General features: G+C 52.1%; 13 protein-coding genes. 7 read left to right on the forward strand and 6 right to left on the reverse strand.

Annotated elements, in window-relative coordinates; genetic code table 11:
* Positions 1 to 7 precede the first annotated feature (7 nt).
* Positions 8 to 478 (reverse strand): helix-turn-helix domain-containing protein, encoded by a 471-nt coding sequence (locus ACP7EW_RS14020; RefSeq protein ID WP_426217698.1) that lies wholly within the window; start codon positions 476 to 478, stop codon positions 8 to 10.
* Positions 479 to 641: 163 nt separating this feature from the next.
* On the opposite strand from ACP7EW_RS14020, the gene ACP7EW_RS14025 reads away from it, so the two are divergent.
* From ACP7EW_RS14025 to ACP7EW_RS14055, 7 genes are all read left to right on the forward strand, one after another.
* The gene (locus ACP7EW_RS14025) at positions 642 to 1,037 is read left to right on the forward strand and encodes a DUF6957 family protein (protein WP_426217700.1); all 396 of its coding nucleotides are present in this window, start codon (positions 642 to 644) and stop codon (positions 1,035 to 1,037) included.
* A gap of 42 nt (positions 1,038 to 1,079) precedes the next feature.
* Complete coding sequence (locus ACP7EW_RS14030; protein ID WP_426217702.1) at positions 1,080 to 1,526, forward strand: hypothetical protein; 447 nt, start codon at positions 1,080 to 1,082, stop codon at positions 1,524 to 1,526.
* A gap of 90 nt (positions 1,527 to 1,616) precedes the next feature.
* Entirely contained in the window at positions 1,617 to 2,000 is a 384-nt protein-coding gene (locus ACP7EW_RS14035) for a hypothetical protein (RefSeq protein ID WP_426217704.1), read from the forward strand.
* A gap of 501 nt (positions 2,001 to 2,501) precedes the next feature.
* Positions 2,502 to 4,187, forward strand: a complete 1,686-nt coding sequence (locus ACP7EW_RS14040) for an ABC transporter substrate-binding protein (RefSeq protein ID WP_426217705.1) — start codon at positions 2,502 to 2,504, stop codon at positions 4,185 to 4,187.
* Positions 4,184 to 5,176, forward strand: a complete 993-nt coding sequence (locus tag ACP7EW_RS14045) for an ABC transporter permease (RefSeq protein ID WP_426217707.1) — start codon at positions 4,184 to 4,186, stop codon at positions 5,174 to 5,176. Before ACP7EW_RS14040 ends, ACP7EW_RS14045 begins: the two co-directional genes overlap by 4 nt.
* Positions 5,173 to 6,036 (forward strand): ABC transporter permease, encoded by an 864-nt coding sequence (locus ACP7EW_RS14050; protein ID WP_426217709.1) that lies wholly within the window; start codon positions 5,173 to 5,175, stop codon positions 6,034 to 6,036. The genes ACP7EW_RS14045 and ACP7EW_RS14050 overlap by 4 nt, the downstream gene beginning before the upstream one ends.
* Positions 6,033 to 7,745, forward strand: coding sequence for a dipeptide ABC transporter ATP-binding protein (locus ACP7EW_RS14055; RefSeq protein WP_426217711.1), 1,713 nt, complete (start codon positions 6,033 to 6,035; stop codon positions 7,743 to 7,745). Before ACP7EW_RS14050 ends, ACP7EW_RS14055 begins: the two co-directional genes overlap by 4 nt.
* A gap of 1,305 nt (positions 7,746 to 9,050) precedes the next feature.
* Here the strand turns inward: ACP7EW_RS14055 and ACP7EW_RS14060 are convergent.
* From ACP7EW_RS14060 to ACP7EW_RS14080, 5 genes are all read right to left on the reverse strand, one after another.
* Positions 9,051 to 10,574: a sigma 54-interacting transcriptional regulator gene (locus ACP7EW_RS14060; RefSeq protein ID WP_426217713.1), complete on the reverse strand. Its 1,524-nt coding sequence runs from the start codon at positions 10,572 to 10,574 to the stop codon at positions 9,051 to 9,053.
* 221 nt (positions 10,575 to 10,795) lie between these two features.
* Positions 10,796 to 11,959 carry a type III PLP-dependent enzyme gene (locus ACP7EW_RS14065; protein WP_426217715.1) on the reverse strand — a complete coding sequence of 388 codons (1,164 nt, stop codon included), beginning with the start codon at positions 11,957 to 11,959 and terminating at the stop codon, positions 10,796 to 10,798.
* A gap of 169 nt (positions 11,960 to 12,128) precedes the next feature.
* Positions 12,129 to 13,304 carry a M20 aminoacylase family protein gene (locus tag ACP7EW_RS14070; RefSeq protein WP_426217717.1) on the reverse strand — a complete coding sequence of 392 codons (1,176 nt, stop codon included), beginning with the start codon at positions 13,302 to 13,304 and terminating at the stop codon, positions 12,129 to 12,131.
* A gap of 121 nt (positions 13,305 to 13,425) precedes the next feature.
* Positions 13,426 to 14,919 carry an aldehyde dehydrogenase gene (locus ACP7EW_RS14075; protein ID WP_426217719.1) on the reverse strand — a complete coding sequence of 498 codons (1,494 nt, stop codon included), beginning with the start codon at positions 14,917 to 14,919 and terminating at the stop codon, positions 13,426 to 13,428.
* 63 nt (positions 14,920 to 14,982) lie between these two features.
* Positions 14,983 to 16,407 (reverse strand): aspartate aminotransferase family protein, encoded by a 1,425-nt coding sequence (locus ACP7EW_RS14080; protein WP_426217721.1) that lies wholly within the window; start codon positions 16,405 to 16,407, stop codon positions 14,983 to 14,985.
* Positions 16,408 to 16,430: the final 23 nt, after the last annotated feature.

The raw sequence follows: 16,430 nt of genomic DNA on the forward strand, positions 1-16,430 counted from the left end.
TATTCCATTATGAATCTTCTGATTTCCGATCCGTTGACCAAAGCCTATTGATAGTCGTCCAGGCGTATCCGAGCTCGCGCGCAGCTTCAGCGCGACTATAGCCCTGTGCTTTCAATCGCTGAACCTTATCCTTCCTGTCCCGGGCTTCAGCCACCGATGGCGCTTCGAGCTTCTGAGGTTCTGCAGGAAGAACGATATCCGCCAACCCCAGTGCCTCCATTTCAGCAATGGCTGAGAGCATCACCTCGCGAGGAGTCTGATGTTGACTGGCTGCGATGACCAAACCGAAGAAGGTTGCAGCATTCACGTGTAGGGCGTCAGCCAAGGCTTTCGTAGATTCCACAGTAGCTGTGGTTTTCGAGGCCTCAAGCTTGCTGATGAACGACTGAGCAACCTCGCCGGCGATCGCGTGCTGATGCAACCCTTTGGATCTACGTAGCAGCTGAAGCACGGCTGCGTAAGGGCGGCGCAGTGACATCTTGGCGTCTCTTCAAAAAGAGACGGTATGCCGCGTTTGCCAATCAACATACAAATATATATAGTGATTCGCGTGGTGATCTTGTCGGTTTGACGGGCTGTCTCCGCTACGTAGGCAGCCTAGCAGTTGTCAATTTATGCATAACCTTGAAGGAGCGTGAGCCTTGATCGGCCCAGCCCAGAGTGACCTTCTCCTCGGGATCAGTGACCCATTGCAGGGCTCCTCCTCCTCGGTAGAGGAGATCATTGCAACACTTGCTCTGCGTACGCGACTCAAAGCCTATTGTCTGGTTGAGGAGTGGACGATTTTTCGCGCCGACCTAACTCCTGAAGAGTTCGCAAAGGTTCACGCTGCCAACCACCTTCCGCTTTTCGTGTTTGCTCAGAGGGTGATCGCGGACAGCCGAGGCCGCTTTCAACCTGGCGACTGGGTACGTTCCAGCATGTGCGTCACATTCGATGACGGCTTTATGTTCGAAACCAAGCATACGGTTTACGTCCTGATGGGGGCGGGGCATCAGCAAGCTGCCAGCCTCAAGACCATCTTCTCCTTCTTCTAATCTCCACTCCTGTAAGAGCTCCGCGAGACATAAGGACACACGATGTTCAGAACAAACGACACCGACATGATAGGCATACCGGGGATGTTCGGGGAGGGGCAGTACCAATGGCGTCAGGTATCCAGAGTGCTCCGTAAACACTGGTACCACCTGACTGTTCAAGCCGGGCAAGAGGGTCGGAAATCTGAAGCCGCCTTCATGATCGATAACGAGCATCAACTGCAACAGATTCTGATCGCTCAGAATGAGGAAATCAGAGTCACCGATGTCCAGGTAGTGACGCCGCCATGGATGAACCATTGTGATGGATGGGGTATGGATCGCGTGGTCAAAGTCACTGTTGGCAATGATGAGCATGACTGTGATGTGTGCCTGATAGAAGTAGACGGTGGCTCTGTGTACCACAGCTCACATCGCCCAGGTTTTCAAATTAAGTCACTAAAAAACCGTCGACCAGTTTTTCTCGAAAGCATGATTCGATCAGCATGAAATTTACCAAGATTCTTGCACGGTATCAGAGCATCTGGTTTCGTGCGCAATTCCTGATAACGCCAGATGGGCTGCCAGCGGAGCGTGGTGATGCTGAACACAGTTGATGTGAATTTTCACGGGAAACGCCACACAGATTTTGATCTTGTGCGCATCATGAGAGCCCAAGAGCAAGGGTTTGACGAACCGGTTACGGCTTACCTCTGCGGGGTTTTCATCAGATCGCACGCTGGTATCGGTGTGGTTTTCGGTCATGCGCGTAAAGATCAGTACGGCCGGTTCGAGAATGGTCATTTGATTCGGACTTCTGACGTGTTGAAAGTCGAGCGCGAGGGAAAGTTTTGGGTGATGACAACTATGAACTCTCGCTACGTATTAGCCACATTTCAGCGCGGTAATGGACGTTCGAGCCTCCGAGATTTCTTGCGACTGTCCAAGGGACAGCATCACGTATCTCCCCGCAATCTTCAGTAATGGTCAAAACCCGATGCCTAGAATGTCGCCTTAGCCATAGCGTATGTTTCAGGATGGAGGCAGAAACACTATGAAGATCAAACAAGGTAAAGTTATCCGCATAGCCTCCGGGATATTCGAAGGCTACAGCAGAGCGGGCCCATTTGTGGCCAGTCGAGAGTTTGACCTCGTTGCTTTGATCGAGACTCTAAAGCCGCCTCGAGACTATGTTCAAACTCTGGTTGTATACAGCCTAAGTTGTTTATTCGGTGAACCCACCCAACTACTTCGACATCGCAACCGTCCCAACCCTCTTGCCTAACCCACCATGATTGAGAGAAGCCTTCAATCCATGACACACCAATCTACAGTGACCCTCACTGTTGCTCCACCAACACGTTATGGGCAAATTGCTTCTCTATCGACTTGCTGGAAACGCGGAATCCTAAGTTTTATTGGCTGAACAACTCGGCATGTCTTGTGCAATGACCTTGTCCCCGGACTTAAGGTGTATCAAGACCCATGCGAAAAAGCCCACAGAATTTACCCACTCAGAGCACGCGATCCAAGTCGCGGCTCAAAAATAATTCGATAATTGGAGTTATCTCGATCTGCGGTTTGTTGATTGGCTGCGGTCAAAACGCCTCGGCCGTTGCGAGCAGTGATCAACCGGTAAGCGGCGGTACGCTGGTCTACGCCACTGACCGCGAACCGACCTGTCTTGACCCTCACGTTGCCGGGGATATGCCTCAAGTGTTTCTCGCGCAACAGTATCTTGATTCGCTGGTATCGATGGATGCAGAAGGTCAGATAGGCCCGTGGCTGGCCAAACGCTGGGAAGTTTCCTCCGACGGGCTGAATTACACATTCCATTTGCGTAGTGACGTCCGATTTACCGATGGAACACCATTTAATGCAGCAGCTGTGAAAGTCAACCTTGATCATATGGCCAATCCGACGACCCAGTCCGGTACGGCGGGTGGTTACATCCGCCAGTACCGCAGTACGGAGGTACTCGATGAGTTCACGGCAGTTGTTCACCTGTCCACGCCATATGCTGCGTTTCTGGAAGTCCTGGCGCAGGGTTTTCTCGGTATCGAGTCACCCACCGCGCTGCTTCGGCCACGCGATGTAAACTGCGAAAGCCCTGTCGGGACTGGTCCTTTCAAGGTCGTACGCTGGGATCGCCAGAGTCATGTTGAACTTGTGCGCAACCCTGATTACAACTCTGCGCCACCCACGGCCAAACATCAGGGGCCGGCTTGGCTCGAGCGGATCGTCTGGCGATTCATTGAGGAGCCTACGGTGAGGTTTGCTTCTTTGCAGACTGGTGAAGTGGATGTGATTGAGGGATTGCCACCGGAATCCCATGAAGCTGCCCGGCGTAATCCGGACTTGACGTTGATCATTGCCCAGCGCCCCGGCAACCCCACAAATGGCACGCTGAACATCACTCGTGCGCCGTTCAATGACTTGAATGTGCGTGAAGCCTTTGTACGCAGTGCTGACATCGAAGGTGCGCTGAAAAGCGTTTACTTCAACGAGTTTCCCCGCGCCGGTGGGCCGCTGAGTTCAACGACGCGTTTTTACAATTCAGATTTCGAGAGAGCACAGGATTACGACCCAGCCAAAGCAGCGCGACTACTTGACGCTGCGGGCTGGGTGCAATTCGACAATGAAGGATATCGGACCAAGGACGGTAAACGACTGCAGGTCCACGTAGTCATGGAAAATAGCACGCCACCGTCGGAATACATGTTGTGGGAACAGGTCCAGGCTACGACCCGCCAGGTTGGTTTCGAGTTGATCGTCGAACAGATGAGCGATGTACAGGCGGCCAAACGTGAGGCGGATTGGGACTACGACGTCCGCCAAGGCTACTGGAACACTAACACAGCGGACGTACTGCGGATCATCTTCAGTTCTGAATTCATTCGCCCGGCAGGGGTGGGTGGGTATCACCAGAACACTGCTGGGTTTAGCGATCAGGCGTTCGACGAGATTATCCAAAAAGCACTGACGACTCAGGATACAGAGCAGCGCAGAGTCCTTTACTACAAGGCTCAGCAAGTGGCTTCAAGTCAATACCTGCAACTGACCACATACGCTCAGAGTACGCGGTTGGGAATTTACAAAACAGCCCACGGTGTCCGCTTGGACCCTTCGTTGGCCGTTACTTACCTCTATGACGCGTGGGTGAGTAAATGAGCAGCTCGACACTTTCCAGTGAACTTCTCAGTCTACAACGCGAACGATTTATACGATTGGGGCGACGGGCGCTTTGGCGTCTTGCCGGTGGCATTATGGTGCTTTGGGCGGTCGCCACTCTGACGTTTTTTGCCTTGCGCTTGATGCCTGGCGATCCCGTATTGGCGATCCTCGGCGGTCCGAGCGGTAACCCGACTGCGGAAACCATCGCGGAAGCAACCCGTGAATTTGGACTCGACAAACCGCTGCCCGTGCAGTACGTCTTGTATTTGGGGCGGCTGATTCAGGGGGATCTGGGCATTTCCTATTCCCAACATTTGCCTGTGACCAAAGTTCTCGCCGAGCAGTCCTGGCCGACGCTCCAACTGACGTTCACGTCGTTGATACTTGCATGGGTGTTGGTATTGACGTTGACGGTATTGACGGCAGGCCGACAGCGATTGTTGTGTAGACTGGCTTCGCTAATGGAAACCTTGGCCGCGGCGTTACCACACTTCTGGCTCGGAATACTGCTATTGGCGATCTTTGCTTTTGGTTTGCGGCTATTTCCACCAGCGGGCAGTGACGGCTGGCAAACATTGGTGTTGCCTTCGGTGGCATTGGCCATTCCGCTGGCAGGTTTTATCGCTCAGGTAACTCGAGAATCACTCGAATTGACCCTCGATCAACCTTTCGTTCTTACCGCCAGAACCCGGGGGCTCAGCGATTTTTCTGTGCGTTTCAAGCATGCGTTGCGCCATGCGATTCTGCCTGGTATTTCGCTGTCAGGCTGGGCGATCGGGGCGTTGATCAGTGGTGCTGTGGTGATTGAAGTGATTTTTTCCCGTAAGGGCTTGGGCCGTCAGCTATTCCAAGCTGTTCAGACCCAAGATTTGCCGTTGACCATCGGTATAAGTTTGGTGGTCGCCGCCGGCTACGTGTTCGCGAACATTCTTGTGGATCTGCTGTACCTGTGGATCGATCCTCGCCAACAGAGGAATTCGGTATGAGCGAACTCATTTTAGAGGCCGCGGGGCCCGGGCTCCGGGTTCAACGCGCAGCGCGTATAGTACGGCTGGGCCCACTGCTGTCAGTCTCGTTTCTGCTTTTTCTGATCGTCGCGGCACTGGTGCCGCAGCTGTTTGGCCACAGTGATCCACTGGCGATCGTTCCGCGCGATGCATTTCAAGCGCCTAGCTGGGCGCATTGGTTCGGCACCGATCAGTCAGGACGGGACATCTTCTCCCGGGTGATTTTCGGGGCTCGTCAGTCGTTGTTCATCGGTATTGCTGCGACTGCACTCTCCATGGGCATCGCGATTATCCTGGGCTTGTTAGGAGGGTTGGGAGGTGCTCGAGTCGACCGTGGTGTCGGCTGGTTGATAGAAGTGCTATTTGCGTTCCCCAGCCTGATTCTGGCGCTATTGTTCGTGGCGATCTTCGGTAGCGGTATTGGCCCGCTGATCATCGCCACCGGTCTGGGCGGCGCGCCGGGGTATGCACGCATGATCCGCGGCCAAGTACTGGCAGTGCGCAATGCAGGTTATATAGAAGCCGCGAAGGCACTGGGGCACCCCCCGTTTCGAATCATTGCCCGGCAGCTTCTACCCAACGCTATGCGCCCGCTTATCGTGACACTGACGATGGGGGTGGGGCAGGCAATCGTATGGGCTTCGGCCCTAAGTTTTTTGGGACTTGGCGCACGTCCGCCAGCGCCAGAGTGGGGGACAATGCTGTCGATGGGCCGAGACTTCATCGCCAACGCCTGGTGGATGACGTTCTTCCCGGGACTGTTCATCGTGCTGACTACGCTTTCAACCACGGTCGCTGGCCGTTATCTGCAACAACGCCTAGAGGGCCGACTAAAATGAGCGATAAACGTTTGATCGTCGAGGGCTTGTCTATCGAGTTCGCTGGACAGTCTGTGGTCCGCAATGTGTCGTTCACCCTCGAACCGGGGAAAACGCTGGCGCTAGTCGGTGAGTCTGGCTCGGGTAAAAGTGTCACCGCACGCACTTTGATCGGACTGGCGGGTGCCGGTGCGCGGGTGACAGCTCGCACCCTGAGCTATGACGGCCAGGATTTACTGCGTTTGTCAGAGCGTGGCTGGCGTGATTTGCGAGGCAGAGGTATCGGTTTTGTGCTGCAGGATGCGCTGGTGTCGCTTGACCCGTTGCGCCCAGTAGGCAAGGAAATACTCGAAGTCCTCGAGACACATCGTTGGGGTGATCGCCGCAGTCGAGCTGAACGAGTTATCCATCTGCTTGAAAGTGTTGGCGTACCTGATCCGCGGCTGCGGGCCCGGCAACGCCCCGATCAGCTCTCGGGTGGGCTTCGCCAGCGTGCGTTGATCGCCAGTGCGCTAGCACTAACCCCCGGTCTAGTCATTGCTGATGAACCCACCACCGCGCTGGATGCCACGGTGCAGGCGCAGATTATCGACGTGCTGCAAGCTATCAAAGCACGTGGCGATTCGTTGCTAATCATTAGCCACGACTTAGCGGTGGTTGCCCAGCTCGCGGATGAGTTATTAGTACTGCGTCATGGCGAGGTGGTGGAGCAAGGGTCGATGGAGCAAGTCTTGCGCGCCCCGCGTCATGCATACACCCGCGCGCTGCTCGATGCGGTTCCTGCCGAGCATGCTCGTGGCACGCGTCTGTCACCCGGGCTCAATATGGGCACGGTGAAGCCTCGTCCTGGCGTAGACTCACCAGTGTTGTTAACGGCGTCACGGTTGGGCAAAAGTTATGTCGGGCCGGATCATAAATCACGTCAAGTTGTCGACGATGTCAGCTTCGAACTTCGGACCGGGCGTACACTGGGCATCGTTGGCGAGTCCGGTTCGGGCAAGACCACCGTTGCGCGGATCGTTCTTGGCTTGCTGGAGCCCGATGCCGGTGCAGTGACATTCCTCGGTATTCCTTGGGCAGGTGCTGGCGACAACCGGGTTGAAGAGAAGGGGCGCCGCGCGTATCGGCGCGATGTCAGTGTCATTTACCAAGATCCGTTGAGCTCCTTCGACCCGCGCTGGAGCGTCGGACAGATTCTGGCCGACGCACTCGATGTCGCCGGAATCGTTGCTGATGGACAACCGGCGCGCATCGCTCAACTGCTGCACCAAGTTCGACTTCCTGCAGACCTTGCGACACGCAGACCGTTGCAGCTGTCGGGTGGACAACGTCAACGCGTGGCCATCGCCCGTGCGATCGCCAGCAACCCAAAAGTCATCATCTGCGATGAACCCGTATCGGCCTTGGATGTCTCGGTGCAGGCGCAGGTTCTCGATCTCCTAGCAGACCTGCAGGTTGAGTTGGGCTTGGCATATTTGTTTATTTCCCACGACCTTGGGGTCATCCGCCATGTCAGCGACGACGTTTTGGTAATGCGGCGCGGCAAGGTAGTGGAGAGCGCAGCGGTTGAAACGCTGTTCCAAAACCCGCAACATGAGTACACCCGTCGTCTGTTGGGGGCAGTGCCACGCCTGCCTGGTGCAGGTTCCGCGCTTGTGGTACCACCGATTGAGCCGGAAAGCGCAGTATTGCTGTTTAACGAAACTCGACTGTGGAAAATCGCCATATAAGTTTGAACTTCTAGTAAAAAACGGCCACCCGTCAATTGTCCGAGATCTGAATGCGCCTTTTTCACGGCCGAAGAACTCAACGCGGCGCAGCTAAGTTCTTACCGAGTATCTCCACCGGGCTTGCGCCGCTTGAACTTGATCGGCCACTACATATCGACGAAGAAGTATGGATGGCTAAAGTAGGCATTTTTACATGTCGGATTTCCATTCGATACAGCGGCTATGGTAGCTCTATCAGAGAAGTGATTGCCTTGAGCATCTGTATTGAATCGGTGGACACCCACGCGACCAGGCACTGCACTCATTTTCGAGTATATCGAAGGGCTTTAGGATTATGGCGGTAGAGGGAGGGCGAGCTCATGCGCTAATGCTGGTTAGATCGCTATCTGAAGCAGCAGTGTTGGGCCGCGCTAGTTGTGAGGTCTGTAGGTTTTTTTTGATCTCCGCTCGAATTTTAAGCTAATGCGCAAACTCGCGTGCCAGTATAGGATAAGGAAGCACTACGGCGCCGGATCTTTATAGACCGATGGGGCATTGCGTTCATGTCGGACGTTAAGGGACTGCCGGACTTTCTTCACCTTTCCCGGATCGCAATGGGCTTCAGCTATGGAATAATTTCGACGCCATCGGGCAAAGGCTGACGGCACGTGGAATGACTTACCAGTAAAATGTAGTAGTCAAGGCAATTCTAATTCAGACTGCGATCGTGGAGGACGGGCAACCGCACTGTTTTAAATTCTTACAGCTTTACTCGCCGCGGCGCAGGTCGGGATTGTATGCGACGCCTTAGCAGTCATGAGTGTCCGATCAATTGAAGTATAGCCACGCGCTAGGTCGATAATGTGTTCATGCAGCTAAACGTTATCAAGTTTCTGCTTGTCCATTCACTCTGCAGGCGGTGGTGTTGCGCAGCCGAGTCTTTAAATTCGGTTAGACTGCGGATTTTTCACTATCAGGATTGCTGCTGCCGCGCAGTACCTCATAAAATATATATTCTGAATGCGACAGGGATTGATATTCGTACTCGTTTCTTGCTAGTACAAAATGCTTCACCGGCTCTTCTGTTGTATTGGCGCGACTTGACCGGACACTTACTACTATCGAGAATACGGTGACCTTAATTACTTTGTTCAACACCGAATACAATTCCTGTGCTTTCAGCTCAAAATGATTGAGGGGGGATCTGTGTTTTGTATTAAATATACCATCGAAGGAGCTGGGAAGTGGTACGTTTTTGGGGGGCGTCGGATTAAGCTATGCAGCCATATTGACTTGTGGGGGTTCAACAAGATGATTAAATTAAATCTAACAAATACCATACTTTCGCAATCGTTGACCAATCGCTGTATGTGAAGTTTTTAGGCGGGCAGCTAGCAGGCGAGTCGTCGGGTATTTTGGGAGAAGCTGTGTCAGTAACTCACGCTCAAACATCTGCACCGCTTCTCCGAGGCTATGAAATTCGGATGACAACGATAGTCTGGCAGATTTAGAAGTGGAAACATCGAGTTCAAGATCTGCCGCGTTTATTAAAGACCCCTCCGTCGTTGCAGCAGCTCTGAATATAATATTTTTTAACTGGCGTACGTTGCCAGGCCAAGAATTTGCCAACAAAGCTTTTTGAGCATCTGTTGAAAGTCTTAGAGCATTCGTTCCAATCTGTGTGCACGCTAGTCGAAGAAAAAAAGACGCTAATAACAAAATGTCTTGCCCTCGATCTCTTAAGGCAGGGACATTTATATTTAAGACGTTGAGTCGATAATACAGGTCTTCCCTAAATGCTCCTTGCCCCACGAGAGTTTCAAGGTTGCGGTGAGTTGCAGCGAGCACCTTAACGTTGACTTCTATTTCCCGGTCGCCACCGACACGCCGAAATGTACCGTCATTCAGAAACCTTAAAATTTTGGCTTGAAGGTATAGAGACATTTCACCGATTTCATCCAAAAATATCGTTCCACCATCCGCAAGTTCGAGCAATCCTGGTTTTCCACCGCGTTGCGCACCCGTGAAAGCGCCTGCGCTGTATCCAAACAACTCGCTTTCCGCAAGGCTCTCAGGCAACGCAGCGCAGTTAAGAGCTAAAAATGTGCGGTTTCTACGATTGCTTATTAGGTGGCATGCCCGAGCAACAAGCTCTTTGCCGGTACCCGTTTCTCCTTGAATAAGAATAGGAACGTCAAAAACCGCCAATTTCTTAATTCGACACTTCAGCGATTCAAGGGATGAAGACATTCCAATGAGTTCGTCAACACCTTGTTCCTCATGCATTGCCGCTAGACGCTCACCCACCCGCCTAGGTGGATAAAAGGATATTAGGGTTCCCGCGACTCTGTCTCCGTCGCCATCGTTGCCCACAGGGGTTGACTCCATTAAATAATCAGTACCCTTGATCATGACGTTAGACATAACGAGCTCACAGTCTTTCTGAAGTAACGCTTTCAATACCTGCGAATCACCCAATATGTCTGCTAATGGGCCAGTCGGATTTTCATTTCCAATTAGCTGGCAAAATGCGCTGTTGGCTAGTAGTAACTTGCCCTGAAGATCAATTGCGATTGTAGGATCTTCTACTGTTGCCAACAAGGAGTCTAGTTGAAGGCGCCGACGGTCTCCTGGCAGGATATCGACCCACTCCACGCTGCAAACACCTGGCACAGCCAATAAGGTCGATCTGAGCTCTTCTAGAACTGGAATATCCAACGCAGGGGCATCGATATAGACGTTCGGCGGCGACATTTCAACCGCCTTTAGATTCAAGTTTCTAGCTCCGAGGATCGCAAGCACTTCCTTGGTAATTCCTACTCGATCAGTAAACGAAACGTGGATACGCATAAATCCACCTGCCCATGGCCTTTAAAAAGTGAGATATTGTTTAGAAGCATCAAGGTTAACGGGTTGGGCTGCCATCGCTTCTCTTCAGCTGAAGCCAAATATCAGGATTCACGTCCTCGGTTTCTCCGGTGCGCGCAGGGCAGTAGACTGATGAGTAAATCGCTCGCGTAAAGAGTATTTAAATTAGCCTATTAATTTATTGGCTTTGCCAGAGTTTGAGTTCAAAGGAAGTAGGTTTTGAGTGAAGGGAATCCGTTGAACTCGACCGAACTGTAACTGGTCGTGTAGGCTCCAGTGGATAACCAGTAGAGCCTATCTTCGATGGCCAAATTCAACGGAAGACCATACTTATAGTGCTCGTACATTATATCGGCGCTATCACACGTCGGGCCGGCTATTACCACCTCTTCGACTTCCCCTTGGCTTTCTACCCAGATAGGAAATTTTATTGATTCATCGGTAGTTTCAATTAGTCCGGAAAATTTTCCAACATCAGTGTAAACCCAGCGCTCTACAGATGTGCGCGATTTGCGTGCGACCAGCACCACTTCACTTACCAAAATGCCGGCGTTGGCAACAAGCGAGCGACCAGGCTCTAAAATAATTTCTGGCAATTCATCACCGAAGTCATCTTTCAAAAAACGAATTATTTCTTCTGCGTAAGTCTCCAGGCTGTTGGTGCGTTGGAGGTAGTTTGCCGGGAATCCACCGCCCATATTGATCATTCTGAGGGTAATTCCGTCCTCTTCTTTTAAGCGCTCAAAAATTACTTTGACTTTAGATATAGCGGCGTCCCAAACGTCGATGTCACGTTGCTGGCTGCCTACATGGAACGATACGCCGTAGGGTACTAAGCCGAGTTGCTTGGCGAGTATAAAAAGATCCAGCGCCATATCTGGATTGCAGCCAAATTTACGCGACAGCGGCCAGTCAGCTGAGGTTGAGCCTTCGGTAAGTATGCGTACATAGATCTTTGAGCCTGGTGCAGCCTTGGCGATGTTACGTAGATCGGCTTCGGAATCTGTGGCGTATAAGCGTACTCCTTTTTCATAAAAGTACCTCACGTCACGTGCCTTCTTGATTGTGTTTCCGTAACTGATTCGCTCTGGATCTACGCCGACGTTGATCACCTTGTCTAATTCATAGATGGAGGCGATATCAAAATTTGAACCCTTATCGCGAAGCAGTTCTATAACTTCAGTAGCTGGATTCGCCTTTACCGCATAATGGATTTTTGCGAAAGGGAAGCAAGCTGTTAACTGGTCATAGGCGTTCCCTATTGTTTGTTTGTCGATCATCAAAAATGGAGTTTCATGTTGGTCTGCGAATTCTTTCAGGCGTTCAAATGTATGCGGTAAAAAATAGTCTTCGACGTTGATTTTCACGTAGGGGCTCCATTGGATAAGGGTAATAGAAGTTAAGGGCTAAGTGCAGTTTGCAGTTGTAAGCAAGAAGCTCAAATTGCTGTGAAAGTCACCATGTTTTTGATGGGTGCGCAAGTACAAGTGGCGGAGGATTTTGCTTAAATATCTGCAGGTACAGGAACTTGGTTGGTTATTGATAGCCTTCAGAATGGGAGTGAACGAGGCCGGAGAAAATTCGTACCCCTAATGCAATGAGGCCATCATTGAAATCATAATAGGGATTATGAAGAGGGGTTGAATGCTGTTCACAATCAGAACCCAGCCAAAAGTAAGCTCCGGGGCAAGCCTCCAGCATGAAAGAAAAGTCTTCGGTCGCCATCGAAGGGGGAGCATTCCAACGGACACTGTCTTGCCCCAGCATTTGCCTAGCAACGAGGGCTACTCTCGTAGCAGCTTCTAGGTTGTTCTGTGTTACGGGATAACCAGGGCGATAGTCCATGGTGCCAGTAACGCCAAATGCTTGTGGGAGGTGATCTACCATTTCTTCCATAAGTTGACGAACATGCTCCCTAACGCGTGGCTGTAAGCAGCGGACAGTTCCCTTAAGGACGGCCACGTCAGGGATGACATTGTAGGCAGACCCAGCTTCCACTGCTGTCACGCTGATCACTGCTGGATCCAGTGGAGATAAGCGACGAGAAATCAGGCTTTGCAGGGCGGTCACGAGTTGGCTCGCAACCACAACCGGATCTATCCCTCGATCAGGCATAGCCGCGTGGCATCCCTTACCATGCAGCGTGATATCGAACATGTCTTGTGACGCCATCATGGCGCCCGGATTGACTTGCAGTTGGCCTTGGGGAATGCCAGGCCAATTGTGCAATCCGTACACGCAGTCCATTGGAAAGCGCTCGAAGAGTCCATCTTCGATCATTTTTCGAGCGCCGGCACCTGTCTCTTCAGCAGGCTGGAAAATGAAGTGGACTTTACCTACAAATCCGCGTGTTTCACTCAGATGGCGAGCTGTAGCTAGTAGGATACTGGTATGACCATCGTGGCCACAGGCATGCATGCATCCGACATTGCTAGACCGATGTGCAATCTCTCCCTTCTCCTGCATCGGCAGCGCATCCATATCTGCCCGCAAACCGATCGAAGGCCCCGGCCCCTTTTCTAGCGTTGCAACAACGCCAGTCCCGCCGATGCCAGTGAACACGTCCATGCCGAACGATTTCAGCAGTTCAGCGACTCGTTGAGCAGTACGTTCCTCTCGATAGCCGAGTTCGGGAAATGCATGAAACTCTCTGCGCCAAGCGATCGCGTCGGTAATTAAGGAGAGAGATGGCAGAGCGTTTGGGCTATTCATTTTTTGTTCCTAACGAAAGTCGCTGTACGCTGGTACAGACATGCCCAGCGGCATAAGGCTTTGAAGATCTTTTTTATGGAGGGCACCATGTTCCCCGATGTCCATGGTGCACGCAGAACCGCTAAAGCCCGATAAGGGTCGCTTTTACTTCGGTGTATTTGTCAAAGGCATGCAGCGACTTATCACGACCATTCCCAGACTGTTTGAAGCCGCCAAAAGGGGTAGACATATCGCCACCAAAATACTGATTGATTTCAACGGTTCCCGCACGCAAAGCTCTTGCCGCTTTGTGAGCTTTGGATATGTCCCTTGTCCAAACCGCAGCCGCAAGCCCATAAGGTGAGTCGTTTGCGATGCGTATCGCTTCCTCAGTCCCTTCAAAAGTTAAGACCGACAGGACGGGCCCGAAAATCTCCTCTTGTGCAATTCGCATACTGTTCGAAACGTCGTCGAAGATGGTCGGTTCTAGATAGTTCCCACCTGTTTCGTTAAGTGTGCGTTTCCCGCCAATGATCAATTTTGCTCCTTCCGACCGACCTGTCTCGATATAGCCCAAAACAGCCTCTAATTGGTGTGAATCGACCATTGCGCCTACTTTCGTGTCAGGCTCAAGTGCATGGCCTGGATTCCAAGCCTTCAGTGCGTCAATTAGCAGGGGCATGAACTTGTCCTTGATAGACGCCTCCACCAGCAGTCGCGAGGCAGCATTGCACACCTCTCCTTGGTTAAAGGCGATTCCAAGAGCCGCAGCCTTTGCTGCCTTTTCGAGATCGGGCGCATCGGCGAAAATGATGTTCGGACTTTTACCCCCGGCCTCCAACCAAACACGCTTCATGTTGGACGCGCCGGAGTATCCCAGAAGTTGCTTGGCAACTTTCGTTGACCCGGTGAAAGCGATGACGTCAACGTCCGAATGAAGTCCCAATGCTTTGCCGACTGTGTGACCGTAGCCGGGTAAGACGTTGAAAACTCCAGCAGGTATCCCTGCTTCGTTTGCTAGTTGTCCAATTCGAATAGCAGTGAGTGGGGATTTTTCCGATGGTTTCAGTATCACTGAATTACCAGCAGCCAAGGCTGGGCCAAGCTTCCAGCTAGCCATCTTCAGTGGGAAGTTCCATGGAACTATGGCAGCTACGACACCCGCAGGCTCGCGTGTCACGAGACACAGTTGGTTTTTCGATGTTGGAGCTACTTCATCGTAAACCTTGTCGATGGCCTCAGCGCTCCATCGAATAGCCTCAGCTGCCCCAGGGATATCCAAGGTCATCGAATCGGTGATGGGTTTACCCATGTCCATGCTTTCGAGTAGCGCAAGCTCTTCAAGATTGGCGTCGATGAGATTGGCGAAACGAATTAATACTTGCTTACGCTCAGATGGTGACATATCGCACCAGATCCCGGACTCGAATGCTCGGCGCGCGGCCCGTACCGCGATATCAGCGTCTTCGCTACCTGTGCAGGCAACGTTGACCAGGAAACGGCCGTCGACAGGACTCAAGCACTCAAATGTCTCGCCAAATTTAGCGTCAAGATATTCCCCATCGATAAAGGCACGGCCCTCAATCTGCAGTGTATTTAGGAGCTTTTCCCACTCTGCGCGGCTGCTGATACTCATGATGCCTCCTTGTGGTATCTGAAACGCCAGCCATATGGCTGGCGTTGGTGATTGAGAGTTCGGTCAGGAGAAAAGGTCAGAGCGTAGTTGTTCGTTCAGAACGACCTTCAACTGATCAACGAGCCAATCAATCTCTTTGCGATCCAGGATCAGAGGCGGAGAGATCTGAATTAGAGGAGTGCCTTCATGGTCAACAGCACTACGGCAGAGGACACCAGCAGCGACGAGTGCCGGAGCGAGTTTTTTCTGAACGAAGTCGATCGCTTTCGTCGGGCCTGTCCAAGAGCGCTTCTCTTTGCTGGATACCATTTCCAGGGAGTAATGGTAGCCAGCACCACGCAGATCTCCGACATACGGATGGTCAAGCAGTTCGGATAAGCGAGCCTTGAAATATGCCTCATTACTCCTGACATTTTCGTTGACTTGCAGACGCTCCATAATCTCCAAGTTGGCCAAAGCTGCAGCACAAGCAGCAGGGTGGCCACCGTAAGTAAGGCCGTGCAAATACATTTGCTGTGGGCCGCTAAGGACGGTATTGAAAACCTTGTCAGAGGTGATCATGCCGCCCAACGGTACGTGGCCAGATGCAATACCCTTGGCAAAGGTAATTACATCGGGTTTGAAGTTGAATCGAGTAGAGGCAAACCATTCTCCCAGGCGACCAAAAGCACAGATCACTTCATCCGCGACCAGCAGTACGCCGTGGCGATCACAGATTTCGCGTACGCCTTCAAAGTAACCAGCAGGCGGAGTGAGGCTACCCCCAGCACTTTGCATCGGTTCCATGAATACACCGGCAACGGTATCTGGCCCTTCTTGGATAATCAAAGAGTCGAGCTCTTCCAGCAGGAAACGGGTGAACTGTTGTTCGGTTTCGTTCTCTGGACGGCGATAACGCTTGGTGTTTGATACATGACGTGCGCCGGGGACGAGCGGTTCGAAGATTTTACGGAAGTTAGTCATACCGTTCACTGACAGAGCGCCGTAGCTCACGCCATGGTAAGCGCTTCGCCGACCGATGAACTTGGTACGAGTTGGTTCGCCCTTTGCCTGATGGTACTGACGGACTAGCTTGATTGCTGACTCATTCGATTCGGAACCGCTAGAAGTGAAGAAAACGCGATCCATACCTTCAGGTGCAAGTTCGGCAACTTTTGCGGCCAACCGGATGGCCGGCTCATGGGCATATCCCCAGTTGGTGTAATAAGGTAGGTCGCACATTTGGCGTTTCACGGCTTCACCGATTTCCTCGCCATGGCTGTAGCCAATCTGTACACAGAAAAGACCCGCCAACGCGTCCATGTACTTGTTGCCTTTCTCGTCCCAGAGCCAAGCGCCTTCACCACGGCTAATGACTGCCAGGGGCGCGTCTTCATAGGCGCTTTTATGAGTGAAGTGCATCAATAGATGCTTTCTCGCTAACGTCTGAAGTTCAGTGTCTGCAGAGCTTTTTGATTCGCGAGGAGTAACAATATTCATATCGTTCATGGCAGAGTACCTTTTTTTGACAA

The organism is Pseudomonas sp. DWRC2-2, from assembly GCF_049897885.1.
Classification (GTDB): domain Bacteria; phylum Pseudomonadota; class Gammaproteobacteria; order Pseudomonadales; family Pseudomonadaceae; genus Aquipseudomonas; species Aquipseudomonas azotoformans_A.